The organism is Paraglaciecola sp. 2405UD69-4, from assembly GCF_047525415.1.
GTDB lineage: Bacteria > Pseudomonadota > Gammaproteobacteria > Enterobacterales > Alteromonadaceae > Paraglaciecola.
The window spans coordinates 885,496-910,909 of the sequence record NZ_JBLIXM010000001.1; the positions used below are offsets into that span (position 1 = coordinate 885,496).

The 25,414-nt window shown below is 40.1% G+C and carries 20 protein-coding genes; 15 read left to right on the forward strand and 5 right to left on the reverse strand.

Going from position 1 to position 25,414, the window contains the following annotated elements; all coding sequences use genetic code 11:
* Window positions 1–146: 146 nt before the first annotated feature.
* The 4 genes from ACMUMK_RS03995 to ACMUMK_RS04010 all read left to right on the forward strand — a co-directional run bounded on the left by ACMUMK_RS03995 (window position 147) and on the right by ACMUMK_RS04010 (window position 4,276).
* Entirely contained in the window at window positions 147–956 is an 810-nt protein-coding gene (locus ACMUMK_RS03995; RefSeq protein WP_414699828.1) for a formate/nitrite transporter family protein, read from the forward strand.
* Window positions 957–1,051: 95 nt separating this feature from the next.
* Window positions 1,052–1,495: a cyanase gene (gene cynS, locus ACMUMK_RS04000; protein ID WP_414699829.1), complete on the forward strand. Its 444-nt coding sequence runs from the start codon at window positions 1,052–1,054 to the stop codon at window positions 1,493–1,495.
* A 32-nt stretch (window positions 1,496–1,527) separates the two neighbouring features.
* On the forward strand, window positions 1,528–3,255 hold the full coding sequence (locus ACMUMK_RS04005; protein ID WP_414699830.1) for a protein kinase domain-containing protein: 1,728 nt from the start codon (window positions 1,528–1,530) through the stop codon (window positions 3,253–3,255).
* Between the two features lie 106 nt (window positions 3,256–3,361).
* Window positions 3,362–4,276: a diguanylate cyclase domain-containing protein gene (locus ACMUMK_RS04010; RefSeq protein WP_414699831.1), complete on the forward strand. Its 915-nt coding sequence runs from the start codon at window positions 3,362–3,364 to the stop codon at window positions 4,274–4,276.
* Between the two features lie 70 nt (window positions 4,277–4,346).
* On the opposite strand, the gene ACMUMK_RS04015 is transcribed toward ACMUMK_RS04010, so the two are convergent.
* Window positions 4,347–5,552: a dipeptidase gene (locus ACMUMK_RS04015; protein ID WP_414699832.1), complete on the reverse strand. Its 1,206-nt coding sequence runs from the start codon at window positions 5,550–5,552 to the stop codon at window positions 4,347–4,349.
* A 260-nt stretch (window positions 5,553–5,812) separates the two neighbouring features.
* Between ACMUMK_RS04015 and ACMUMK_RS04020 the strand changes: the two genes are divergently transcribed.
* Entirely contained in the window at window positions 5,813–7,420 is a 1,608-nt protein-coding gene (locus ACMUMK_RS04020) for an FAD-dependent oxidoreductase (protein ID WP_414699833.1), read from the forward strand.
* Between the two features lie 97 nt (window positions 7,421–7,517).
* Here the strand turns inward: ACMUMK_RS04020 and ACMUMK_RS04025 are convergent, their stop codons facing one another.
* The gene (locus ACMUMK_RS04025; RefSeq protein ID WP_414699834.1) at window positions 7,518–8,864 is read right to left on the reverse strand and encodes a sugar MFS transporter; all 1,347 of its coding nucleotides are present in this window, start codon (window positions 8,862–8,864) and stop codon (window positions 7,518–7,520) included.
* 253 nt (window positions 8,865–9,117) lie between these two features.
* On the opposite strand from ACMUMK_RS04025, the gene ACMUMK_RS04030 reads away from it, so the two are divergent.
* Window positions 9,118–9,549 carry a hypothetical protein gene (locus ACMUMK_RS04030; RefSeq protein ID WP_414699835.1) on the forward strand — a complete coding sequence of 144 codons (432 nt, stop codon included), beginning with the start codon at window positions 9,118–9,120 and terminating at the stop codon, window positions 9,547–9,549.
* 225 nt (window positions 9,550–9,774) lie between these two features.
* Window positions 9,775–10,548, forward strand: coding sequence for a SapC family protein (locus ACMUMK_RS04035; protein ID WP_414699836.1), 774 nt, complete (start codon window positions 9,775–9,777; stop codon window positions 10,546–10,548).
* A gap of 90 nt (window positions 10,549–10,638) precedes the next feature.
* Here ACMUMK_RS04035 and ACMUMK_RS04040 read toward each other — a convergent pair whose 3' ends face one another.
* Window positions 10,639–12,666: a spermidine synthase gene (locus ACMUMK_RS04040; RefSeq protein WP_414699837.1), complete on the reverse strand. Its 2,028-nt coding sequence runs from the start codon at window positions 12,664–12,666 to the stop codon at window positions 10,639–10,641.
* Window positions 12,667–12,799: 133 nt separating this feature from the next.
* On the opposite strand from ACMUMK_RS04040, the gene ACMUMK_RS04045 reads away from it, so the two are divergent.
* Window positions 12,800–14,806, forward strand: coding sequence for a winged helix-turn-helix domain-containing protein (locus ACMUMK_RS04045; RefSeq protein ID WP_414699838.1), 2,007 nt, complete (start codon window positions 12,800–12,802; stop codon window positions 14,804–14,806).
* Window positions 14,807–14,868: 62 nt separating this feature from the next.
* On the opposite strand, the gene ACMUMK_RS04050 is transcribed toward ACMUMK_RS04045, so the two are convergent.
* Together ACMUMK_RS04050 and glpK are read right to left on the reverse strand one after the other, a co-directional pair.
* Window positions 14,869–15,927: an aldose epimerase family protein gene (locus ACMUMK_RS04050; protein WP_414699839.1), complete on the reverse strand. Its 1,059-nt coding sequence runs from the start codon at window positions 15,925–15,927 to the stop codon at window positions 14,869–14,871.
* Window positions 15,924–17,417, reverse strand: coding sequence for a glycerol kinase GlpK (gene glpK / locus ACMUMK_RS04055; RefSeq protein WP_414699840.1), 1,494 nt, complete (start codon window positions 17,415–17,417; stop codon window positions 15,924–15,926). Before glpK ends, ACMUMK_RS04050 begins: the two co-directional genes overlap by 4 nt.
* Before the next feature lie 412 nt (window positions 17,418–17,829).
* Here glpK and mraZ point away from each other — a divergent pair, with 412 nt between their 5' ends.
* The 7 genes from mraZ to mraY are packed head-to-tail and all read left to right on the forward strand — an operon-like array spanning window position 17,830 to window position 25,406.
* Window positions 17,830–18,288 carry a division/cell wall cluster transcriptional repressor MraZ gene (gene mraZ / locus ACMUMK_RS04060; protein WP_414699841.1) on the forward strand — a complete coding sequence of 153 codons (459 nt, stop codon included), beginning with the start codon at window positions 17,830–17,832 and terminating at the stop codon, window positions 18,286–18,288.
* Window positions 18,288–19,223, forward strand: a complete 936-nt coding sequence (rsmH, locus tag ACMUMK_RS04065) for a 16S rRNA (cytosine(1402)-N(4))-methyltransferase RsmH (protein ID WP_414699842.1) — start codon at window positions 18,288–18,290, stop codon at window positions 19,221–19,223. The genes mraZ and rsmH overlap by 1 nt, the downstream gene beginning before the upstream one ends.
* The gene (gene ftsL, locus ACMUMK_RS04070) at window positions 19,220–19,540 is read left to right on the forward strand and encodes a cell division protein FtsL (protein WP_414699843.1); all 321 of its coding nucleotides are present in this window, start codon (window positions 19,220–19,222) and stop codon (window positions 19,538–19,540) included. Before rsmH ends, ftsL begins: the two co-directional genes overlap by 4 nt.
* Complete coding sequence (locus ACMUMK_RS04075; RefSeq protein ID WP_414699844.1) at window positions 19,537–21,378, forward strand: penicillin-binding transpeptidase domain-containing protein; 1,842 nt, start codon at window positions 19,537–19,539, stop codon at window positions 21,376–21,378. The genes ftsL and ACMUMK_RS04075 overlap by 4 nt, the downstream gene beginning before the upstream one ends.
* Window positions 21,368–22,927, forward strand: coding sequence for a UDP-N-acetylmuramoyl-L-alanyl-D-glutamate--2,6-diaminopimelate ligase (gene murE / locus ACMUMK_RS04080; protein WP_414699845.1), 1,560 nt, complete (start codon window positions 21,368–21,370; stop codon window positions 22,925–22,927). The genes ACMUMK_RS04075 and murE overlap by 11 nt, the downstream gene beginning before the upstream one ends.
* Window positions 22,924–24,330, forward strand: a complete 1,407-nt coding sequence (locus ACMUMK_RS04085; RefSeq protein ID WP_414699846.1) for a UDP-N-acetylmuramoyl-tripeptide--D-alanyl-D-alanine ligase — start codon at window positions 22,924–22,926, stop codon at window positions 24,328–24,330. Before murE ends, ACMUMK_RS04085 begins: the two co-directional genes overlap by 4 nt.
* A complete protein-coding gene (mraY, locus tag ACMUMK_RS04090; protein ID WP_414699847.1) occupies window positions 24,324–25,406 on the forward strand; it encodes a phospho-N-acetylmuramoyl-pentapeptide-transferase in 1,083 nt (360 codons plus the stop codon). The genes ACMUMK_RS04085 and mraY overlap by 7 nt, the downstream gene beginning before the upstream one ends.
* The last annotated feature ends 8 nt before the right edge of the window (window positions 25,407–25,414 follow it).

Consider the following 25,414-nt stretch of genomic DNA (forward strand, 5'->3'; position numbering starts at 1 on the left):
GAATCAAAGCCAATAGTGGCTTAAAATAAAAGATTCACAGGATAACGACGTCCATAAGTTCATTAGCTAGCGCTAGTGAGTTTATGGACGTTTTTTTTTGCTAAAAATCACACATTAAACTTAAAAATAAAAATCAGGAGTTGAGAATGTCTTACTTAGAACCCAAAGAATTTGCTACCAAAATGGTAGATGCTGGTGAACAGAAAATTTTCATGTCTACCAAAGATACACTTGTTAGAGCCTTTATGGCTGGAGCAATCTTAGCTCTAGCAGCGTTTTTCGCAATTACCGTGATTATAAAAACAGGCAGTCCAATACTTGGAGCTGTACTTTTTCCTGTTGGCTTTATCATGCTGTACTTGATGAAATATGACTTATTAACTGGGGTATTTACATTAGTACCTCTTGCCGTTATTGACAAAAGACCTGGTTGTACTATTCAAGGTATGCTGCGTAACTGGGGATTAGTTTTTTGTGGAAACTTTGCAGGTGCATTAACGACAGCATTTTTTGCGTCTTTCATTTTAACTTATGGTTATCAGATTGATGGCGGTATCATTGCTGAAAAAGTATCGTCAATCGGTGAGTCAAGAACCTTAGGCTATAAAGAGCAAGGTTTAGGTGGTTGGTTTACTATCTTTATCCGCGGCATGTTATGTAACTGGATGGTATCTATGGGCGTAGTTGGCGCTATGATCTCTACTTCTGCTGGCGCTAAAATGGCTGCTATGTGGATGCCAATCATGCTGTTCTTCTTTATGGTATTTGAGCACTCAATTGTAAACATGTTCTTGTTCCCATTCTCTATGATAATGGGTGGAGCATTTGAGATAAGTGATTACTTTATCTGGAATGAAATCCCTACTGCTTTAGGTAACCTTGCTGGTGGATTTTTACTTGTAGGTTTACCTATTTACTTCACTCATGTTCGTGAAAGTAAAGCCCGTAACGCTTAATTTCCCTTTGGTGCTTGCTATAGTTAATTCAGTTCAACAGCCTGTTTTACTCATAGCAAGTATCATTTTTTATTTACTAAAAAGTGAGTAATATTATGGACCGTAATCAAGTTACCGAACTCATTGTTTTACAAAAACAAATTAAGAACCTAACTTGGCCACAACTAGCTGAAGCAGTAGGTCAGAGTAAAGAGTGGACTACCGCAGCTTTGTTAGGTCAAATGACATTAACAGCTGAGCAGGCAGCAACCGTAGGTGAGCTACTAGACTTACCTCCTGCAGCTGTTGCACAGTTGCAAGTGGTACCTTATAAAGGCTCCCTGCCTACAGCAGTGCCAACAGATCCACTTATTTATAGATTTTATGAGTTGGTTAATGTTTATGGCACAACGTTTAAAGCGCTAATTCATGAAGAGTTTGGCGATGGGATAATGAGTGCAATCGATTTTGATATGGACTTAAGCCGCAAGGAAGATCCAAAAGGTGATAGAGTTAAAATCACCATGACAGGTAAGTTTTTACCTTATAAAAGTTATTAAATTATAGTGTAAATAGTAAGGAGCCTCACACCATGCCCAGTCAATTAGTTGTATCGGTTGGGCAGTATTCTGACAAAGGCCGCAAAGCTGTAAATCAGGATTTTTATGGTGTGATGGTGCCTTCAGAGCCCCAGCTATCCACTAAAGGAATTGTTGCTGCTATCGCAGATGGTATAAGCAGTAGCGACGTTAGTCATATTGCCAGTGAATCTTCAGTTAGAAGTTTATTAGAAGATTATTATTGCACTTCTGAAACCTGGTCCGTTAAAAAGTCTGCAGAGCGGGTACTTACCGCAAACAACACTTGGTTACACTCTCAAACTGAAAAAAGCGAACATAGATTTGATAAAAATAAGGGCTATGTTTGTACCTTAAGTGCCTTAGTTATTAAATCTAACACAGCTTATACTTTTCATATTGGTGATAGCCGTATTTTTCACTTTCGTGATGGTAATGCAAGTGTATTAACTGAAGACCATCGTACTTGGGTTTCTAATGAGCAAAGCTATTTAAGCCGTGCAATGGGCATGTTTCGCCAACTAGAATTAGATCATAGCTCTCTTCAACTAGAAACTGGTGATGTTTTTATACTGGCTACCGATGGCGTTTATGAGTGTGTGGATAAAGACCTAATGTACGAGATTGTTGGCTTAAATGCCGACAACTTAGACGAAGCTGCTGCTAAAATAGCTGATTATGCGTTAAGTGAGGGTAGCGATGATAATCTCAGTGTACAAGTTATAAGAGTCGATGGCCTACCCAGCCAAGATGCTATTGAGCGTATTAAAGAGCTCACTGAGTTACCTTTTCCTCCGGTTATGGATGTGAGAGAAGAATTTGATGGATTTAAAATATTACGAGTATTGTACTCAACTAGTCGCAGCCACGTTTATTTAGCTGAAGATTTAATGGGAGAGTCTAGTTTACCTGTGGTGATAAAGGCGCCATCCATAGATTTAAAAGATGAGCCTTCTCACCTCGAACGATTTTCAATGGAGGAGTGGATTGCCAAGCGTATAAGCAGTGCTCATGTGCTTAAACCATGTGAGGTTACGCGCAAACGCCATTTTTTGTTTACGGCTTTTGAATATATTGAGGGGCAAACTCTTACGCAATGGATGCGTGATAACCCTAAACCTAGTTTACAAAGTGTTAGGGAAATAGTTGCGCAAATCGCCACTGGATTGCAAGCCTTCCACCGCTTAGAAATGTTGCACCAAGATATACGCCCAGAAAATATCATGATAGATAAGGCGGGAGTGGTAAAAATAATTGATTTTGGCTCAACTAAAGTGGCCGGCCTAATGGAAATGACACAGTCAATTGAGCATGACAGTATTTTAGGGACGGTGCAATACACAGCCCCAGAGTATTTTTTAGGTGAAGTGGGCACTTCTAAATCGGATTTGTTTTCTTTAGCTGTTATCACCTACCAGATGTTAACTGGTAAGTTACCCTATGGAATTAAAGCTTCTCTAGCTCGAACTAAATCAGCTCAGAAAAAATTACACTATCAATCAGCCCTGCATGATGAAAGAGAAATTCCAGCCTGGGTAGATGACACCTTGAGAAAAGCGCTACACCCAAACCCTTATAAACGTTATCAAGAATTATCAGAATTCATTTTTGATTTAAGCCAACCTAGTAAAAGCTTTTTAAGTAAAACTAAGCCGCCTCTCATTGAAAGAGATCCTGTTATTTTTTGGCAAAGCATTTGCGTAATTTTGGTGCTAATTATCTTAGGATTGTTAGCAAAATAACATTTGTCACTCTATGTAAAAATCAAACGTATTTTGACATAATGGAGAATTTTGCAAGGTATCTGCTGTTAATGGCATGTATTTAGTGGTTACGGAAAGGTTTAGTATGTTTGATGATAATGCATTAACAGATACAAAAATGGTGGTTTTAGTGGTGGAGGATGACCCACTAAGTGCAATGATTTCGATGCAAGCTTTGTCTGATATTTATGAAGCTCACCATGTCCATAATGGTTTAGAAGCCATAGTGTTTTGCCAAGAGTCTCCCCCTGACTTGGTGTTGATGGATATCAATATGCCAAATATGAGTGGCTTGGAGGCCAGTTACAATTTAAAAAGCGATATTAAGACCAAAGACATTCCCGTTTTCTTTATTACCGGGCAAACTGATCCTGAATTAGAAGACGAGTGTTGGGATGCGGGCTGTGTTGATTTTATTGCTAAGCCATTTTCGATACAAACTCTAAGGCACAGAGTGATTTCGTTTTTGTCAATGAAGTCGTCAACGGATAAGCTAAAGAAGCTGTCAATTTCGGATACCTTGACCAGTATTCCCAATAGACGATTTTTTGATGGTTTCTTTTTTCAACAAGCTAGGCTTGCGGCTAGGCATAATAGTTCGTTAGGCATTTTAAAGTTTGATATTGACTATTTCAAAAGATTCAACAAAGAATATGGAAAATTCGCAGCGGATAATTGTCTGAAGAAAATTGCGCAAACATTAGCAAGCTTTGCTCGCAGGCCAACTGACTTTGTAGCTCGTTTTGAAAGTGACAAATTTGTTTTAGTGATTCCAGATAGCGACCTTGCAGGTATAGAACATATTGCATTAGCTGTGATGGAAGCAATTCGAGAGTTGAGTATTCCTCATCTTACATCTCCATCTGAAAAAGTTACCCTGTGTATAGGGGGCACTTTGATCACTGATGGCTCCCTTGAGGTTGCACGTTTCTTACAAATAGTTGATGAGCATCTGAATCAAGCGAAAGAGCTTGGGTGTGGGCAATACATCATCGCTTAATTTTTTACTTTATTCACAAGATAAAAAACAAACCTCTGTAACTTAGAGGTTTGTTTTTGTTTCCTTTTTCTTAATGTTTTGCGGCGTACTCTTCGTTAGCTTTCCATACTCGCATAAAGTTGCCAGCTAAAATTTTGATAATATCGCTGTCGCTGTAACCTCTGTCTAATAAACCTTGAATTAGGTTAGGGTAGGTAGATACATCTTTCAGATCAGTTGGGAGTGAATCACCTACACCGTCGTAATCAGAACCAATACCCACATGGTCAATACCAATTAGCTCTACTACGTGGTCAATATGGTCAAGTACGCTTTCTAATGTGGCGTAAGGTAGCGGGTTTTCTTTACTGTATTTTTCTGCAAACGCTTTAAAGGCTGGCGTATCCTTCCCTAACTTTTCTTCAGCTTGTTTGCGGTCAGCGCTGCGCTTTTTACTCCATGCGTTTGCATTTTTTGTGACAAAAGTTGACCCAAAGTTGATTTGAATTACACCGCCATTTTCTCCTAATGCTTTTATCATCTTGTCATCCATATTACGCTCAAATCCTGGGGTAAATTTGCGTAATGATGAATGAGAGGCAATAACCGGCGTTTTGCTTATTTCAATTGCTTGATAAAAGGCATCGTCAGATACATGAGAGATATCCACTAAAATACCTAGTTTGTTCATTTCTACTATAAGCTTTTTACCAAAAGGGCTTAATCCATGCCACTTTCTACGCAAATCGTAAGATGAGTCTGAAATATGATTGGCTAGTGAATGAGCAAGGGTAATATAACGAATCCCACGGTCGTAAAAATGTTTTAGGTTAGCTAAGTCGCCTTGGATTGGTGAACCGTTTTCCATACCTAAAGGTAAGGAAATAAGTCCTTTTGCAAACTGCTCTTCGACATCAGCAGTGCTAGTGGCTATGGCAAATTTATCTGGTGCACGGCCAACTATGGCTTCCATGTAGTCAATTAGCTTATTGGCTAACTTAGTAGAGCTATCAGAATTATCTAGACTGGCTGGAACGTAGATAGACATAAAAGGTGCATTAAGACCGCCTTGCTTAGCGCGAGGGTAATCAAAATCGCCTCCTTCGGTGGCTTTTGTCACGTCAACCCAGTTGTTTTCTATTCGATAAGGTACATCGATATGAGAATCAATAATGATGTTTTCTTGAGCTAGTTGGTGGGCTTTGTCACTAACTTCTATGGCGGTGGCTTGCCCCGCATAAAAAGTTGACGCGGCTAAAAAGCAGCTTAATTTAATTTTACTGTGTATTGTTTTCAACGAATAGTCTCCCGCTATTTTTAACTGTTGCAGCTTTACTGATTTGAATGAGTGATGCTTTGCCTATGAATGGTGAGGAAGCGCCTCAATACCAATTTGGTATAGATTTAGTTTATAGATTAGGTGCTTAAAGTAAAGCTGCTCTTATTTTCTAGTGTTAATTGCCACATAGATTGCAACTTTATTACTTTCATGTTTTGCTTTTACTGCGATATAAATGCATTGTTGATTCAATGCAGCATATTTGAGAGGGAGCTAAAATGACTAGTTTAAGAAAAAGTAACCTCAAACAACTAAAGTCAAAAACCTTTGATGTGTTGATTATTGGCGGCGGTATCAATGGCGCTGTTTCTGCAGCTTCTCTTGCGGCTAAAGGAGCCAAAGTCGCTTTGATCGATAAAGGTGACTTTGCAGGGTTTACTAGCTCAAACTCCTCTAATTTAGCTTGGGGAGGAATTAAATATTTAGAAAGCCACGAGTATGCTTTGGTTAACGAGTTATGTAAAAGTCGTAACCATTTAATGACTCACTACCCCTCTACAGTGAAAGAAATTCGCTTTTTTACCAGTATTCATAAAGGGTTTCGTTTTCCTCCTTTTTTTATTTATCTTGGAACTCTTGTGTATTGGGTCATGGGCCGCTTTTACACAAAGCCTCCTGTGTATTTAAATCGTAAAAAGATCAAAAATTTACAACCTCTTGTGAATACTAAAAATGTTGAGGCTGGCTTAGAGTATTCGGATGCATTTTTGCACGATAACGACGCTAGGTTTGTTTTTAACTTTATTCGTTCGAGCATGAGTTATGGCTGTATTGCTGCTAACTATGTTGTCGCTAATGGTTCGATAAAAAATGACGCACTATGGCACACCCAAGCTAAAGACTGCCTTAGTGGTGAAGAGTTTACGATACGCTCTAAAGTAATCATTAATGCCGCTGGGCCATTTGTAGATACTGTTAATCGAGTAAATAAACAAGTAACAGATCACAAACATGTGTTTTCTAAAGGTATTCATCTGATAGTTGATAAGCTTACAAACGATGACACTGTGTTAACCTTTTTTGCGAACGATGGTCGCTTATTTTTTGTTATTCCCATGGGAGCTAAAACCTGTATTGGAACTACTGATACCCAAGTTGAAAACCCTAACGTCGCTGTGACAGAGCAAGATAGGCAATTTGTACTAGATAACGTTAATGAGCTTATGGACTTGCCAAATCCTTTAACTCAAGCAGATATTATTGCCGAGCGCTGCGGGGTTCGCCCCTTGGCTATTAAAGGGCAGGGGGAAAAGCTTGATTGGGTGCAACTGTCCCGAAAACATGCCATTGATGTAAACGCCACTGACAATTACCTTTCTATTTTTGGAGGCAAACTTACTGATTGTATAAATGTAGGGGATGAAGTGGCTGAAATTATAGCGTCTTTAGGGGTTGAGTTTTCAGATCCAGATTTCAAATGGTACGGCGAGCCAGATAAAGCTGTCCGAGATGAGTTTTTTCACCGAGCTAAATTAATGGATTTTGACTCACTTACACCTGCCACCTCTTCGGAGCCTTTAAGTATTAGGTTTTGGCGTAGGTATGGTCGTAATGCGATTAATATGCTTGAAAAAATCCGCGAAAACCCTGCCGAAGCAGAGCTACTAATTAAACATTCTGAATACTTGAGAGTGGAGATTGAGCATGCGGCGAGTCGAGAGATGGTTACCAAGTTAGAAGACTTTTTACGGCGACGCTCGAAAATCTCCTTAGTGGTTCGACAAGCAGATATTTTAGCAGATCCAGGTTTGCAAGAAGCCTGCGAAATATTATTTGGAGAAGAGGCAGACGCTAAGTTGCAAGAGTATAAAGCCTCGCTGGTTTAGTGATTGATATTTACCTCAAAGGTATCAATAGCTACCTATAAGAAGCCTCTGTTTATTAATAAGTTTATAAACAGAGGCTTACTGGGTTACTCAATACCTACAGGCTTGCAGCTACTTTGCTTTTTGTAGCACCAAAAAATGCTATGTAGCAGTAGCACAACACTAAACATAAAAATGCAATACTCAAGCCGCTTCCAGTGGATAAACCATTGGCATCTGTACCGAAAGTATCAGCGATTGTGCCCGTAATCTTTGGTATGAAAGCACCACCTACTATCGCCATTACAAGAAGGCCTGAGGCTTGGGCTTTTAGGTTGTCTAAACCGTCTAAAGCTAAACTGAAGATGGTTGGAAACATTATTGAGTTGAATAGGCCTACGGCTAGAATCGCAAACATTGCTGTGATGCCGCTGCCGGAAACAGAAATGACAATCATAGTACTTGCTAGTAAACCGAATATCATCAGAAGCTTACCGCTGCTTATAAAGCGCATTAAGAAAGCACCAACAAACCTTCCTATCATAGCGCCGCCCCAATACAAGGTAACAAATGAGCCAAGCACTGCATTAGCATCAACGTCTGTGATGTCTTTACCAATTAATAATAGTGAAGATACATTACTTAAAAATGCACTGTTTTTAATGGTGTCAATCACCTGTAGCTCTTGAAAATAATTAACTAAAAAGCTGCCAATAGATACTTCTGCGCCCACATACATAAAGATAGCGAGTACACCTAAAAGGAATTTTTTGTGCTTAAGTAACTGCGCGTAACCATCTTTAGGCGCTTTTTGAATCAGTGATGGTAGGGTTTTAAACCCAAAAATAGCGGCTAATGCAAATAGAATAAGAGCGATAATAACAAAGGGTTGTTGTACTGATAACGCTTCGTTGGCGTAATACTCTACTTTAGCGGCGTCACTCAATTGTTCAATACTGCTAGCATCTAATACAGTGTCGCTAAGTAAAAATAATGCTCCAGCTATCGGCGCAAGTAAGGTACCAAAACTATTAAAAGCTTGAGATAAGTTTAACCTACTTGAGGCTGACTCTTCATCGCCCAATAAGGTGACATAAGGATTAGCTGCAACTTGGAGTAAAGTAATACCTGCAGCTAAGGTAAAGAAGGCTGTTATGAAAATCCAAAATTCTCTGATGCTTGCAGCAGGGTAAAAGAGTAAACAAGCTAACCCCATTACAGACAAACCAACGACTATGCCTTTTTGATATCCAATTTTTTCAAGTAAAAAGCTAGAAGGTATAGCAAAACAAAAGAAAGCGCCGAAGAAGGCAAATTGCACCATGATTGATTGACCATAGGTCAATTCAAATACATCTTTTAACCTAGGAACCAAGGCATCCACTAATACAGTGATAAAGCCCCACATAAAAAAGAGAATGGTTAAAAATGCAAAGGCAGATTTATAGTTATTTTTAGAACCCATTTAATCGTTTCCTGAATTTTGTTTGGTAATAAAGCCATTGCTTCAAAGTATGAATTGGCTTTGCGTTTTCATTAACATGGAAGATACGTTACTCCCATCGATTTACACAAGTAATTAATGCAGATTAACAAAATGCTAACATCTAGTGATAATGTGGCCAAGAAGAAGACGTTGAGCGGTACTTGAAACCACGATGAAAGGTAAAATTTGTGATGATTTTCATTGGTAAATGCTTAACGGTAGTTTAGTTTTTGTGACTAACTTTAGTTTTGAAGTAAGCTTAATCAGTATCTTTATAAGAATTGAGGCAATCATGTATTTAGATAAACCCTTCCTATTATTAGCAATATTACTGGTTTCATGTAGTAGCGACTTAACAAGTGAAGTTGGAGTCCAGCTTGTTTCTGTGTATATTGCCAGCGGTAAAACCCAATGTAATGATGATGGCCTAAGCCTTGAAGATACCAGCGCATTTTTAACAAGCGCAGATATCGATTTTACAGAGCCCCAATGTGGCTATATTACAGGTGTAAGTTATCCAACGGTTTGTGGTGCTGATACAAGTGATATTTACATTTATACAATTGAAGCTTCAAACTTAGTTGAGGCTGAAAACTTAGGTTTTAGTGATGTGTCAGGGTTAGATGAGAGGTTAAGTTATAAAACTGTAACTTGCCCATCATAATATGGAATAGAGCTAGTTTTTGAATATTGGTTATTGTTCAACTAGTTTTAGCCCTTTAAACTCAGGCTAGTAATTTTGATTACACTAAAGAATGTTTAAAAATAAAAATCAGTGACCCTTAATTTTTACTTGTAAACCAGATAATCATCCCCAGATAGATTTGAACTAAAGAAGTTAGAACGATAATTTATGTCGTTTTATAAAAAATAATTAGAGAATTTTCCAATGACAATGAGTTACATCCCCCTAGATAAAAACAAGCATAAAGATCTTCGCGTAAAATTAAGCAATGACTTTTCTCACGCCAAGGACTCACATTTAGCCGCGGCTTCAATTCGCGAGTATGCCCAGTTAGCTAGCTGCATGCCTATTATCTTTATTACAGATCCAAAAACCAGTACGACTCACAGTGTAGTCATGTTAGGTATTGAACAAGGTGTTAACTTGTTCGCTAAAGAAGGGAAGTGGGAAGGACACGTTGTACCTATGAATGTTCAACGGTATCCATTTGACGTTCGTCCTGATGGCGATAAGTTAGGTGTGTATATCGATGAAAACTCAGATTTAGTAGGTACAGAAGGTGAGCCATTGTTTGTTGATGAAGCAGCAAGCCCTTACCTTGAGAATAGACAGAAGTTGTTGTCTGAATTAACAAATAGCGAAATGAACACACGTAAATTCATCGAGAAATTAGAAGAGTTGAAGTTACTTGATTCGATTGTTGTTCGTGCTCAATACGTAAATGGTGAAAAGCGTAATATAAACGGTATGCAAACTATAAGCGAAAAGCGTTTGCAAGAGCTGGATTCTGAGCAAGTACTTGAGCTTCACAAAAGCGGTTTCTTAGGCGCTATTTATGCTGTATTGATGTCATTAGGGCAACTTAACCGTCTAGTTCAATTGACTGCTAGCACAGATAACCCAGTGCACTCTTTACAAGTAGGCCTTGAAAACCCTGAAGAAAAAGCTAAAGCGGAAGAAGCTGCTCCAGCAAGCTGATACTTAGCAATATAATGTATTTGAAACCCCGTTATAGGTAATGCCTTAACGGGTTTTTTAGTATTTAGACGAAGCCAAATTGAAATTGAGTTAACTTTTAAGTACCGACATTAAACTATTAAAATCATCAGTCCAACTGATAGCTTGCTGTTTAGAGTATTGCAGTTGCTTAGAGTGTATTAGCACCGCAGGCGCACTTCTAAAGGTTTTGTCACTAGTAACAACTACCCATTCCGATATGTATTTAGAGCCTTGATTATTGCTGTTGTTGAATACTAGTGAATGTTTATTTTGGTTATTTCCTAAGGCGTAAACAACAGGCTTTAAGTCTAGATGATTGTTTGATGTATGGATAACTAGTAAGCCGTTTGGTTTGAGGTGCTGCCAATAAAGTTCAAAGGCTTCTTTAGTCAATAGATGAGTTGGAATGGCGTCGCTACTAAAAGCGTCTATCACTAAAATATCAAGTGTATTCCTTTGATTGAGCTCTAGGCTTTCTTGCAGTGATATACGCCCATCCCCCATTACAACCTCTATAGTCGCTTGAGTGTTATCAAGGTAACTGAAGTAAGACTGTGCAAAATGTTTTACCGCAGGGTTAAGCTCATAAAAAGTAATGTGGTCATTTTTGCGTCCTTGCTGTGCTAAAACGCCAGCCCCTAAACCGATAACTGCCATATGCATTTGAGGGTTTAGTTTGGCATGGGCGATGGCTATGCTAACCCCTGTATTATTCGCATAATAATCTGTTGCTTGGCTTACATTAGAGTGAAGCATTTGGCGGCCATGAACCGTTGTCCCATCTACCATAGTGCGAGACATGCCTTGGTCCGTTTGTACGTCTTTTATACTTAGGTAGCCATAAAAGTTTCGAACCTGAGCAACATCGAAGCGACTATAGGCGGAATTAATAAGTAGGTAACTGATAGGTAATAAGCATAACCCTAGACAATAGAAAACCATGTAAGCCTTTCGTTTTTGCGTTATACATAAAGAGGTTAAAGCGAAAAGTAAAAACAAGGCTAGGAGGTATTCATCTAAACGCTTGAAAATTAATGGCGCTAATATAGATACAAAAACGCTACCCAATAGCCCTCCAGCCGCGGTACAGAGGTAAAATAGTGGCATCTTGTGTCCTTCAGGAGCCAATTTACGAAGTTCGCCATGGCACACTATACAAGTGACAAATTGAATTAGCAGATACATAACTATTTGCGCAAAGCTATTAAATTGATTACCTAAATAAAACATCAGCAAGGCTGCGAATAAACACACACCAAACAATGGAAACCAATAACTACGCTGATAATAATTTATATTTGAGAAGACCAAAATATAACTCAGTAAGTAGAAACCTAAAGGCAATATCCAAAGAAACGGCATAGGAGATATATTCAATGACAGCATTTGGGTCGTGCTTATCAATATCATAGAGCCTGTTGCCGCTAGGCTTATCCATAAACAGAGTAAGCGAGCTGGTATTGTTATTTTTAGAGTATTTAGATGGAGCTGTTTTTTTTGGCACTTTTGTTTTTTAGCTAAGAGAAAGAATAAGGTCATTTGACTGACCACCCCTAAACAGTACAAAGCTGACCAAAACAGGTTTTGAATACTAACTGCTAGATAGCTTTCGATAAAAAGTGGATAGGCTATTAATGCAGTTAATGAGCCTAAGTTAGACCAAGCATATAAAGAGTAGCTGGAGCTACTTGAGTGGTAGAATTTAAGGTACCAGTATTGCAATAAAATATTGGTTGAACAAAGTAAATAAAAAGGTAATCCAATTTGTTTTACCAAAACCCACAATATAGTTAGTTGTGGCCAAGGGCTATTTAAGTCTACCCCTTCGGTTGATATGGTCCAGTTTAATCCAAGTAAAGATAGAGTTAAAAGTAACCCTTGTAGCAGCCATTGCCACCTTAATTTGGGTATTAAAGTGACTAAATATCCATGTAAATAACCTAGTAACAGCATTCCTTGGAAAAACATCATACAGGCAGTCCAAATGGCAGCACCTCCCCCAAATAATGGTAGTAATACCTTGGCTAAAATGGGTTGGATTTGAAACAGTAAAAACGCACTAATACATAGGGGAATAATAAATAAATACTTCGGCACAAGTTAGTCTATTTGGTAAAGTGATAAGGTATTTTCAGCTTTATGCTATGAGTAAAGTAGTACAATGTAGTCAGGGTTAAGGATTCCTTAAGAAATTCTTAAGGGTTGATTTATAAGATGTTTTGGAGTGTTAGTGACTGAGTTTAAAATAGGATCTTGTACAGTTGATGTTAGCCGTTGCCAAATAAATGTATCGGGTAAACTCCATACAATCGAGCCTAAAGTCATGGATGTACTGGCATTTTTGTATTCATATAAAAACCAAGTGGTCAGTCAGCAAGATATCTTTAAGGCCATTTGGGGAAATGCTATTTTCAACCCTAGTTCTGTGCAGAGGAGTATCGCGATACTGCGTAAAATCATTGAGCTGGATACTAAATCTCCTGAGTTTATTCTTACTCACCCTAAGCGTGGGTATAGTTTGGCGATCGCTGACCTCGAGCCTGACACTAATCCACCTTCTGTAATGATTTTTGTATCATTGGTTGTTGCTTTAATATTCGCAATAGGTGCGCTTATTACTTGGGATGACTGGTTTGAGCCTGCAATCAAACTAGACTTTAGCTTACTCAAGCCTTTAACTTCTAGTGAGGCAAGTGAGTCTAATTTAGTGTTATCGCCTGGCATGGATGTAGTTGCGTTTGTCAGAATAGGTAAAAATAAGAAAAATCATATCTGGATTAAAAAGCTTTCAACGGGTGAAGAGCGTCAGATCACCAAAAACGCCACTAAGTACACTAAGCTAGGATGGTCTAAAGACGGAAGTTCATTGGCATTTCTAGAGTTGCAAAAAAGTGAAGAGTTGTTGCGGTACTTGACCATAGACCCCTATCAACTAAGTGCCACAAAACCTGTCACTTTGACCAGCTTCAAAGAGTGGCAAGTCAATAACCTCCAGTTGCAATGGTCAACAACAGGATATATCTATTTTTCTACTGATAATGGTGGGGCTGTTACGCAGCTAAAACGTATTTCTGTGAGAACTAAAGAAATACAAATCCTCAAGACCTTTAATGGTAATGAACAATTACAGTTGCTTGCATTATCACCGGATGATAGCCAGTTAGCTTTAGTTTTTGATGTGCATCAGAACAGATATCGCATTGATTTATTTACCATTGAAAACAGAGAAATGACTAGACTTCGAGTCATAGAGAATAATATCCACGGCATAAGCTGGCATCCAGGGGGCCAGGCTTTATTGGTAAGTAATAGAGATAAATTAAAGTTAATTGATAAGCAAGGTAGGCTTACCAATATTGATTTTGATAACTTTCACTATATCCGAAATGCACAATATACAACCGATGGTAATGAAATTATGATGGAGTTGGTTAGCATGGATATCGATATTATGTACTCTGAGCTAGCGTCACCAGAGGATTACCAAATGTTGGTGGATACTCAATCTTTAGATTTTTTGCCAATTTATGCTCCTGATGATTCTAGGTTTGTATTTGAGTCTCACCGTAATGGTTTAAAGCAACTTTTTATATACGAGAATGGTCAAGAGCGCTTGGTGTTTACTAACCCTAAAAACGAAGATTTATTCGGTGTTGTTTGGTCTTCTGATGGCAGTCAAATCATTACGGCCAGCAAAGATACTCTGTTTATTGTAGAAGTAGCGTTAGCTAAATATAAGGAGGTAAAACATGATTTCGGCCCATTTTATTTATGGGAGTCATACTTCCATGAAAATGCTGTATTAGTTTCCCGCAAAACTGATGAAGGCATAAAGCCTGTTAAGTTCAATATAGATACAAAAACGTTAACCCTGCTGTTTGATTCCCCAGAAAATTTTGAATGTGTGTATATGGGGTTAGATAACCAAGACACACTTTATGTATCTGACAATAGTAAAATTTATGCAACAAAAGACGGTCAAGAGCTGGAAGTATATTGGCAAAGCAACGGGGGAAATGTAGAAGGCTTTACCCTTGCTGAGGATTATTTTTCGGTGAAGGTAGCCAATACTTCAGGGTTTGAGCTCATTAAAGTTGACCCAATTAGCCTAAGTGAAACTCAACTTTTAACCCAAGAATACGGTAACAATATGTTTTTAACGAATGCTAATATAAACGCAGATAAGTTTTTGTTTAGCAGGGTTAAAGATATTAAACAGTTAGTACGTTTGAGATAATAGAACTTATCGTTAGTACGCAGTTTTTTACTGCGTACTAGGGTATTTACTTTTGGAAGTATCTAAAACAACACCTCGTATTCAGTAATTGAATAGAATTCTTCATCTGCTTCTAATTTAGTACTAGGAAAGTGAGGTTTGTTGGGGGAGTCGGCGTAAAATTGGGTTTCAAAGCACACCCCATGTCTAGCTTGATATAAGGCGTTATCTTTTCCTTTTTTGTCACGTAAATGGTTTGCTGTGAAAATTTGTATACCTGGCATATTGGTATACACCTTTAACGTAACTTTACCGTCTTGGGTTTGTGCTTGAGCAGCGTAAGTTGCAACCCTAGCCTTATTTGAGTAGTAATCTAAGCATAGGTTGTGATCTAAACCGTTACCAAATTGAATTTGTTCGTTGGGTGCTGATAACGGCTGATGAATGCTAGTTAATGGCCTAAAGTCAAATGGCGTCTCGTCTACTGTGACTATTTCGCCGGTTGGCACCCCTTGATTGTCAATGGGAGTATATTGACTCGCTAATACCTGTATTTGGTGATCTTCTACGGAGCCATGTTTATGGCCTTCTAAATTAAAATAACTATGGTTGGTTGGATTAAATACTGTGCTTTTTGAAGCATTAGCAAAGTATTCAATTTTTAACTTATTGTGCTCAGTTAAGGTATAAATGACTTTGACATGAATATCTCCCGGGAACCCCTGATCTCCGTCCCGGCTTTGAAGCTCTAATAATATGGAAGGGTTTTCTGAGTCAGACAAAATTGAACTATCCCAAATTTGTTTACTAAACCCTTGGCTGCCACCATGCAAACAGTGTTCTCCGAGGTTTATATCAGTTTGATAATCTGTGCCGTCTAAGGTGAACTGGCCTTTTGCTATACGGTTTGCGTAACGGCCAATTAATGCACCTAAGGAGCTATCGTCATGTATATACTCTTCAAGTGTGTCATACCCTAGCACTATGTCTGTTGCAGTATCTTCAGTCGTGGGAATCAACCAGCGCCTGATCACACCACCTAAGGTGAGGATTTCAATACTTACCCCTTGAGCATTTGTTAACGTAAATTGGGTGATTTTGTGTCCATTTGGCATGGTTCCGAAAGGTGTTTGTGTGATCATGCATTAAATCCTAAGGTACTTTGAATGGCGGCAGACCATCCTTTTAATCGTTGTTGTCTGATTTTGGGAGGCATTTGGGGTTTAAACTTGCTTTCAATTTGGTTCATTAGCGTCAGCTCTTGAGTTGATTGGTAAATACCTGCTTGCAGCCCTGCTAAATATGCTGCGCCTAATGCAGTGGTCTCCATAATTTTAGGGCGCTCTACTTCGATTTCTAATATTCCAGCTAAAAATTGACAAATCCAGTTATTAGCAACCATTCCTCCATCTACTCTAAGTTGTTGGGGGTTGACGCCATCTTCAGCCATGGCTTTAAGTAAATCGAATGTTTGTAAACATACAGATTCTAACGCAGCTCTTACTAAATGAGCGATTGTGGTACCGCGCGTTAGACCGTATATGGCACCTCTGGCGTCAGGCTCCCAGTAAGGTGCGCCTAATCCTGCAAATGCTGGCACAAAATACACGCCGTGATTGTCTTCAACACTTTGTGCTAAAGACTCAGTTTCAAAGGCATGTTCAATTAGGTTTAACTCGTCTCTTAACCACTGAATGGCTGCGCCTGCGACAAATATAGAGCCTTCTAGGGCGTAATGGGTTTTTCCTTTAATTGTATAAGCTACAGTAGTGAGTAAGTTATTTTTTGATTCCAGTATTTGCTCTGCAGTATTTAGCATTAAAAATCCCCCTGTTCCATAGGTACTTTTTATTGCCCCTTTTTGAAAACAGCATTGACCAATGCTTGCTGCATGTTGGTCTCCAGCGACACCTAATATGGGAAGTGTTGCGCCGAATGCGCTCGGGCAGGTTATGCCATAGTCATCAGTACACTCTTTTACATTAGGTAGTAGTGAAGCTGGTACATCAAACAGCTTTAGTAACTCTTGGTCCCAGTTGAGTGTATGGATATTGAATAGGTTGGTTCGACTGGCATTAGTGACGTCAGTAGCGTGTACTTTTCCGCCAGTTAAACGCCAAATTAGAAAGCTATCGATCGTACCAAAGGCAAGTTCACCAGCATTGGCTTTTTGTCTAGCGCCTTTTACATTGTCTAGTATCCAAGACACTTTAGTCGCAGAAAAATAAGGGTCGAGTAGTAACCCTGTGCGTGAACGAATGGTGTTAAGGTGACCCTGCTGTTTTAACTCTCGGCACTGGGGCGCTGTGCGCCTATCTTGCCAGACTATAGCCTTGTATATAGCTTTGCCTGTTTTTTTATCCCAGACCACAGTTGTTTCTCTTTGATTGGTAATACCAATCGCAACAATGTTAGCCCCTTTGTTTTTTGCCTCTTCTAATGCTTGTTTGCATACATTTTGGATGCTTGCCCATATATCTTCAGGATCATGTTCGACCCAGCCGTCGTTTGGGTAGTGCTGCTCAAACTCTTGTTGAGCAATTGCAATTATGGTGGAGTCTGGGCTGAACACTATGGCCCGAGAAGATGTTGTACCTTGGTCAATTGACAGAATGCAGTTTTCAATGGACATAAATAGCTGGCTTCCATTATAAATTTAAAGGGCTAGTGGTTTTCAATTATCTTAACTATTTGCCATTTCAGCTAAGAAGGTTATAGGGGAGAGACCCTAGGTTTCATATTAGCAGTAATAGCAGTGAGTTGGGTTTTTTACTTATTCCACTGTCGCAAATTCCTGTCACTAATTGTATTTCTTTCGTTATATCAAACACTTCGATAAGTCCAATAAACTCAAGGGCTGGCATCCATTCAAATTGATTGTTTTAGTCCTTGACATGATGGACAAGTGATACATAAACTGTGCAATGTGGGTAATAGTGGCACAAAGTGGATCAAAATGGTCTAAAACAACAAAATTCTTATGGAATTCGTTGGTTGTCACCTATAACGATTAATTTCCGCTAGATAAAAACAAAGGTTTGACAATGTTTCGCGGCTCCAATGCAATCAGTCTAGACATAAAAGGACGTGTAACGATACCCACAAGGTATCGGCAGTCTTTGCTGGATGATTGTCAGGGCCATTTGGTTTGCACCATAGATACTCAACAACCTTGTTTATTGCTTTACCCCCTTCCAGAGTGGGAAGAAATCGAGCTCAAATTAAGTCGTTTATCCAGTATGAATCCCCATGAACGCCGTATGCAACGTATGTTACTTGGTAACGCAAGTGAAGGCGACATGGATAAAAATGGTCGATTTTTGTTGAATGCGCCTTTAAGGCAGCATGCAAAATTAGACAAACAAATTATGTTAGTTGGGCAATTTAATAAATTCGAAATCTGGGACGCCGATGTTTGGCAGCAACAATTAAATTTAGATGTTGCCACAGAACAAGAAGGCAATTTTGAACTAACTGAGCGACTACAGGATTTTTCCCTTTAATGGATAACGACTTCTCCCACCTATCAGTATTACTGAACGAATCCATTGATGGTTTGGCTATCCAACCTGACGGCATCTACTTGGATGCTACATTTGGTCGCGGTGGACATTCACGACAAATTCTCGCGGCTTTATCTGATAAAGGTCGTTTGATCGCGATAGATCGTGATCTAACCGCAATTGAGGCTGCCAAGCAATTTGCAGACGACCCTAGGTTTTCTATTCACCACCGTGCTTTTTCTGAGCTTCAAGATGTTGCAGAAGAGTTAGGACTAGTGGGGAAAATTAACGGGATATTGATGGACTTAGGGGTTTCTTCGCCGCAACTAGATGATGCTGAGCGCGGCTTTAGCTTTATGCGTAAAGGCCCCCTTGATATGCGTATGGATACTAGCAAAGGCATGAGTGCTGCCGAGTGGTTAGCTGTGGCTGATGAACAAGATATTACCCAAGTTATCAAAGAGTTTGGTGAAGAAAAGTTTGGCAAGCGAATAGCACATGCCATTGTAAATACTCGTGCAATCACCCCTATAACCGACACTGCACAGCTGGCAGAAATCATTGATGAAGCTGTGCCTGTTAAAGACAAGTTTAAACATCCCGCTACCCGAGCGTTTCAAGGGATACGCATTTACGTTAACAGTGAGCTTGACGAGATCAAAACCGGTCTTAAGGCCGCGCTTACCACACTCGCTCCTAAAGGCAGATTAGCAGTTATTAGCTTCCACTCATTAGAAGATAGGCTGGTTAAGCGTTTTATGCGTGAACAAAGCAGAGGGGCAAATGTTCCCCATGGCTTGCCAATTATGCAGTCTGAAATTGATGCTACTAAGGCTATGAAAACAATTGGCAAAGCTACTAAGCCTTCACCCCAAGAGTTGGAGGTAAATGTGAGAGCGAGAAGCTCGGTGCTAAGGGTGGCTGAAAAACTATGACCAGTGCCAAAACAAACTTTAATCTCCTTAGTTTTGTTATTGCTGATTTAGCCCGCCATCCAGTGCGGGTTTTGTTGTTTCTAGCGGTGATGGTTAGTGCTGCCTTAGTTATCTTAAGCGCTCACCACAATAGGCAGATGTCTATTGCCATAGAGCGCTTGATGCAGGAGAAAGATCAGCTGGATGTAGAGTGGCGTCACTTGGTGTTAGAGCAAAGCGCATTGACCGAACATAATCGAATTGAAGCCTTAGTTAAAAAGCAATTGGACATGCATCGTCCTAAGCCCAATGAAGAAGTGGTGGTGAGGATCAAATGAGCCGAGCTAAAACCACTACACGCCCTAATAAAAAAGGTAACCAAGCCAAAATAAACGCTGTGCCAGCTTTACTGCATTGGCGCTTTGTTGTTGTGGTTGCGGCTATCTTATTGGTGTTTGTTGGTTTGAGTGCAAGAGCAGTATACATCCAAGTTGTATCTCCAGATTTATTAATAAAACGCGGCGACAATCGTACATTGCGAACACGAGATAACCCGCTACACAGAGGGCTAATTACAGACAGAAATGGTCAACAACTGGCTGTAAGTGTGCCGGTTAGAGCTATATGGGCTGATCCTAAAGCCATCCATGACGCTCAGTTAGAAGCGCAAAAAGAAGCTGAAGATGACCCTAAGTTTGATCTTGTAAGTTTTAACAAAAAACAAGCTAAGCGCTGGCAGGCGCTGGCAGATGTTTTAGGACAGGATGTTGACGCTTTAAAAAGTAAGATTTCAGACCCTAGCAAACGTTTTGTTTACATGCAGCGTCAAGTATCACCTGCTATGGCTGATTACGTAGAACAACTGGAGTTGGCTGGGGTGTATCTGCGTGATGAATCAAGACGTTATTACCCAAGTGGAGAAGTATCAGCACATGTGGTTGGGTTTACTAATGTGGATGACACGGGCATTGAAGGCGTAGAAAAACTATATGACAAATGGTTAGCAGGCTCTAGAGGAAGTCGTAAAATTCGCCGTGACGGTAAAGGCCGCATGGTTGAGTTAATTGAGTTTAAAGAAGGTGAAGCGGCGCAAGATATTCAATTAACCATAGACCAGCGTATTCAGGCGCTTACCTATAAAGAGCTTAAGCAAGCAGTACAATACTACAAGGCTACGTCTGGTTCTGCTGTAGTCATAGATGTCAATACTGGCGAAATTTTGGCTTTGGTTAATAGTCCATCTTTTAATCCTAATAATCGCTTTGGTGTTTCTGCTCACAGAATTCGTAACCGCGCAGTGACAGATGCATACGAACCGGGTTCTTCAATTAAGCCATTAGCTGTGCTTAGTGCGCTAGAGTTTGGTGCTGTAGAGGTGGATTCTGTGATTGATACTTCGCCAGGTTGGATGCACCTTGGCGGAAATATTGTTAGGGATGCTCGCAATTATGGTGAGATAAACCTAACCGACATTATTCGTAAGTCTAGCAATATGGGAACTTCAAAATTAGCCTTATCTGTCCCAAAAGATTTCTTGTTAGATACTTACTATAACGTTGGATTGATGAGCGATAGCGGAGCCAATTTGCTAGGTGAGAGTAACGGTATCTTTAATGAAAGAAACCGCTGGTCTGATTTTGAGTTATCAACCTTGTCGTTTGGTTACGGTATTTCGGTAACCGCATTACAGCTTGCCAGAATGTACAGTATTTTGGGTGATGGCGGCATAAAGCGCCCTCTAAGCATTGTAAAGTCAGATACACCGGTTGAGTCAGAGCGAGTCTTAAGTGAGCATGCAACTAAGCAAGTTTTGCACATGATGGAAAGCGTGGTGCAAAAAGGCGGCTCTGCTGAAAAAGCTAAGGTACCAGGCTACCGTGTTGCTGGAAAAACAGGTACTAGCCGTAAAGCTGTTAGAAATGGATACGGTGAAGAATACGTTAATATTTTTGCAGGTGTTGCTCCGGTATCAAACCCTCAGTTAGCCGTGGTGATTTTAATCAATGAGCCTAAAGGTGAATTGTATTATGCCGGCCATACAGCCGCCCCAGTTTTTTCTAAAGTGATGGCTGCCAGTTTACAAATGCTGAATGTGCCACCTGATGATAAAAGTGTGTCTTCTTTGACTGCTGCGTCTTATGAAGAAAATACCCCAGGGGCTGAAAATGAAGGCTGATATGGTAAGTATTAACACACAATTCCATAGTGCTTTTGATCAAAGCATTAAGCCTCTTTTGGCTCATTTTGGAATTGATGCCCCAGATTTATGGGTAGGTGAGCTGGTAATAGATAGTCGTCAAGTGTCGAGTCACAAAGCATTTGTTGCGGTGAAAGGATATGCTCAAGATGGCCGAGATTTTATTTCCCAGGCGATAAGCCTAGGCGCAAAAGTAATTGTGGCCCAGTGTGATGACCCAGCACTCCATGGACATATAGACACTCGTCAGCAATGTAAAATTGTATCTTTTTATCAGCTACCAGAAACTCTATCCGAGTTGGCTGCGCGTTTTTATCAGTATCCAGCTAACTCAATGTCAGTTATAGCTGTAACAGGTACCAATGGTAAAACGTCTACCGTGCAGCTAGTAAACCAGCTTGCTAGCCTAATGGGAGAGCGTAGTGCATCTATTGGGACGTTAGGGGCAGGTGTATACGAGCAAGCTGCTAAAAATGAATTAAAAACGACAATTAATACCACTCCAGACCCAATCAGTATGCAAGCTTTGTTAGCAGGGTTTGTTGGAGATGGGGTATCTCAGGTAGCGTTAGAAGCATCGTCCCATGCCCTTATACAACATCGAATCAGTGCAGTTAAAACTGATATCGCTATTTTCACTAATTTGACTCGAGATCACTTAGATTACCACGGCTCAATGGCAGAGTATGCTGCAGCAAAAAGAATGTTACTTGCGCAACCTGAGCTGCGTTATGCGGTCATCAACATAAATGACATTGAGCATAAAAATTGGCTCACTCAGATACCAAATGGCGTTTCCGTAGTCTTGTTTGGCCAGAATATCAATGTCTCCTCTATTGCTAAGGGCTACCAGTACTGTGTGGCTAATAATTTACGTTTTACTGCTGACGGTATTCGCATGTCAATTTGCTCCTCTTGGGGCGACTGTGAAATACGCCTGTCTCTGCTAGGGGAATTTAACGTGTCTAACGTACTGGCTGCTATTTGTAGTCAGTTATGTCTAGGCAAAAGTATGAAGCAAATTGCCTATTTGGCTCAAAAAATAAAACCTGTAGCTGGAAGAATGGAAGTTTTTAGCCGAGCTGGAAAGGCGAGTATTGTGGTGGATTATGCTCATACTCCTGACGCGCTCGAGAAAGCACTCACTGCCTCTAGGCAGCATTGTAAGGGAAAACTGTGGTGTGTGTTTGGAGCCGGTGGCGACAGAGACGCGGGTAAGCGCCCATTGATGGGTGAGATAGCTGAAAGGCTCGCTGACCACATTGTATTGACCGATGATAATGCGCGCAGTGAAAACCCTCAGGCAATTATCGATGAGATCCTAGCAGGCTGTATACATCCTGAAAATATCTTGGTTGAGCATGACCGTAAAACAGCCATTCAAACGGCCTATTCTATGACGTCAGACGAAGACATGGTGCTAGTGGCAGGTAAAGGGCATGAAAGTTATCAAATTATAGGTACTAATACGGTGGCGTACGATGAACGTCATTTCGTTTCACAATTTCAAAAAGGCAAAGCAATATGATCCCGGTTTCACTGTCATGGGTGGCAGATAAAGTTAATGGAAAACTTATTGATAACACAGAGCAACCTCTTGTTATCAAAGGCGTAAGCACTGATACCCGAAGTATTCAAAACGGTGATTTGTTTTTAGCTCTGCAAGGGCCAAATTTTGATGGTCATAAGTTTATTGAGCAAGCGCAACAAAAAGGCGCGATAGCACTAATAGTGTCAAAACATGTTGAGAGCGCTTTGCCTTACATTTTGGTTGAAGACACCCGTTTGGCACTTGGCCATTTAGGGGCGGCAGTAAAAGCCCAGGTTGCACCAAAAACTGTCGGTATTACAGGCAGCAGCGGTAAAACCACTGTGAAAGAAATGGTGTCTTCAATACTTGCTCGTAAAGGTAAAGTACTCGCTACAAAAGGTAATTTTAACAATGACTTAGGCGTGCCAATGACACTGCTTAGGTTAGAAGAAGATCATGAGTTTGCTGTTATTGAAATGGGAGCCAATCATCTAGGTGAGATTGCTTACACAACTAATTTGGTGAAACCAGATGTTGCCACCATAGTAAATGCAGCTGCTGCCCACTTAGAAGGGTTTGGTAGCCTTTTAGGGGTGGCCAGAGCAAAAAGTGAAATATTCAAAGGTCTATCGGAAAGTGGTTTAGCTGTGGTGAATGCAGACAGCCAATTTGCAGATTTTTGGTTAGGTAAACTTAAATACAACAAAGTAGAAACCTTTGGTGTGGAGAAAAAAGCCGATCTGTATGCTGAAGACATTATTTTGGACTTAGATGGTTGCGCACAGTTTGAGTTAGTAACACCCCAAGGTCGTAAAGATATTACCTTGTCTATACCTGGTACTCACAATGTAAGTAATGCGTTAGTAGCCGCCGCTCTTGCGTTAAATGTTGGCGCATCGTTAGAAGATATCCGTGAAGGTTTACGCAGTATGACCCACGTAGCAGGCCGCTTGCATGTTAAACAACTAACCAACCAGGTGAAAATTTTAGACGATACCTACAATGCAAATGTGGGCTCTGTTAATGCTGGTATAGATTTATTGTCGAGTTTTGCTGGAAGAAAAATACTGATTCTAGGCGATATGGGTGAACTAGGTGAAAAAGCCCGTTTTTATCATGAGCAAGTAGGTGAGTATGCCAAAGAAAAAGGCATTGATCAGCTGTTCAGTTTAGGGGTGTTAAGCCAGTCTGCCAGTGATGTTTTTGAGGATCAGGGCAAGCACTTCAGTGGTTTAGAGCAATTAGTCGAATACGTTAATCAAAATGTCACTACAGAAAAATGTGACATCAGTATTTTAGTTAAAGGATCTAGAAGCGCAAAAATGGAATTGGTTGTGGCTGCATTGGAGGTATCCCCCTTGGGAAAGCTTGAAAGAATTAGGGAGCGCATCGCATGTTGATGTGGTTAGCCGACTGGCTACAACAGTTTGACAATGGCTTTAGCGTATTTTCTTACGTTACCCTTAGAGCTATTTTAAGTACATTAACGGCTTTGTTGATTGCGGTTATTATCGGTCCAAAAATGATCAAATGGTTGCAGAATATGCAGATTGGTCAGACTGTTAGAGATGATGGACCTGAATCCCATTTAGCTAAATCCGGTACACCGACTATGGGAGGCTTGTTGATTCTAGCAGCTATAGTATCTAGCGTTTTGCTGTGGGCAGATCTTAGTAATAGATACGTGTGGGTGACCCTATTTGTAGTGGTGAGTTACGGCATTATCGGTTTTGTTGATGATTATCGTAAAGTAATACGTAAAGACTCTCGGGGGTTAATTGCTCGTTGGAAATATTTCTGGCAATCAGTTATCGCTATAGCCGTTGCCTTCTACCTATATTCAAGTCAACAAAATGCAGCTGAAACTGCTTTGCTGGTTCCATTTTTTAAAGAAGTTATGCCGCAAATGGGCATCTTTTTCTTAGTCTCTACTTACTTTGTGTTAGTAGGATTTAGTAATGCAGTTAATCTGACAGACGGCTTAGATGGGCTGGCTATTGTTCCTGTCATTTTAGTTGCTGGGGCCTTTGCTATTTTCGCCTATGCTACTGGCCATATTAATTTTTCTGCTTATTTAAATATCCCACACTTACCCTTAACAAGTGAGTTAGTCATAGTGTGTACTGCAATAGTGGGCGCTGGATTAGGCTTCTTGTGGTTTAACACTTATCCAGCTCAAGTTTTCATGGGAGATGTGGGCTCTTTATCTTTAGGGGCGACGCTTGGGATTTTGGCTGTTTTAGTTCGCCAAGAAATTGTTTTCATCATAATGGGCGGCATTTTTGTTATCGAAACCGTATCCGTTATTTTGCAAGTTGGCTCATTTAAGTTAAGAGGCAAGCGCATATTCAGAATGGCGCCAATTCATCACCATTTTGAGTTAATGGGCTGGCCAGAGCCAAGAGTGATAGTGCGTTTTTGGATTGTGTCTTTGATATTGGTCCTAATAGGACTAGCAACATTGAAGCTACGTTAAGAAGGATT

Excerpts from the sequence above, each read along its gene's own strand:
- ACMUMK_RS03995 (WP_414699828.1), top strand. The coding sequence starts at position 147 with ATGTCTTACTTAGAACCCAAAGAATTTGCTACCAAAATGGTAGATGCT.
- cynS (WP_414699829.1), top strand. The coding sequence starts at position 1,052 with ATGGACCGTAATCAAGTTACCGAACTCATTGTTTTACAAAAACAAATT.
- ACMUMK_RS04005 (WP_414699830.1), top strand. The coding sequence starts at position 1,528 with ATGCCCAGTCAATTAGTTGTATCGGTTGGGCAGTATTCTGACAAAGGC.
- ACMUMK_RS04010 (WP_414699831.1), top strand. The coding sequence starts at position 3,362 with ATGTTTGATGATAATGCATTAACAGATACAAAAATGGTGGTTTTAGTG.
- ACMUMK_RS04020 (WP_414699833.1), top strand. The coding sequence starts at position 5,813 with ATGACTAGTTTAAGAAAAAGTAACCTCAAACAACTAAAGTCAAAAACC.
- ACMUMK_RS04025 (WP_414699834.1), bottom strand. The coding sequence starts at position 8,864 with ATGGGTTCTAAAAATAACTATAAATCTGCCTTTGCATTTTTAACCATT.
- ACMUMK_RS04035 (WP_414699836.1), top strand. The coding sequence starts at position 9,775 with ATGACAATGAGTTACATCCCCCTAGATAAAAACAAGCATAAAGATCTT.
- ACMUMK_RS04050 (WP_414699839.1), bottom strand. The coding sequence starts at position 15,927 with ATGATCACACAAACACCTTTCGGAACCATGCCAAATGGACACAAAATC.
- glpK (WP_414699840.1), bottom strand. The coding sequence starts at position 17,417 with ATGTCCATTGAAAACTGCATTCTGTCAATTGACCAAGGTACAACATCT.
- mraZ (WP_414699841.1), top strand. The coding sequence starts at position 17,830 with ATGTTTCGCGGCTCCAATGCAATCAGTCTAGACATAAAAGGACGTGTA.
- rsmH (WP_414699842.1), top strand. The coding sequence starts at position 18,288 with ATGGATAACGACTTCTCCCACCTATCAGTATTACTGAACGAATCCATT.
- ftsL (WP_414699843.1), top strand. The coding sequence starts at position 19,220 with ATGACCAGTGCCAAAACAAACTTTAATCTCCTTAGTTTTGTTATTGCT.
- ACMUMK_RS04075 (WP_414699844.1), top strand. The coding sequence starts at position 19,537 with ATGAGCCGAGCTAAAACCACTACACGCCCTAATAAAAAAGGTAACCAA.
- murE (WP_414699845.1), top strand. The coding sequence starts at position 21,368 with ATGAAGGCTGATATGGTAAGTATTAACACACAATTCCATAGTGCTTTT.
- ACMUMK_RS04085 (WP_414699846.1), top strand. The coding sequence starts at position 22,924 with ATGATCCCGGTTTCACTGTCATGGGTGGCAGATAAAGTTAATGGAAAA.
- mraY (WP_414699847.1), top strand. The coding sequence starts at position 24,324 with ATGTTGATGTGGTTAGCCGACTGGCTACAACAGTTTGACAATGGCTTT.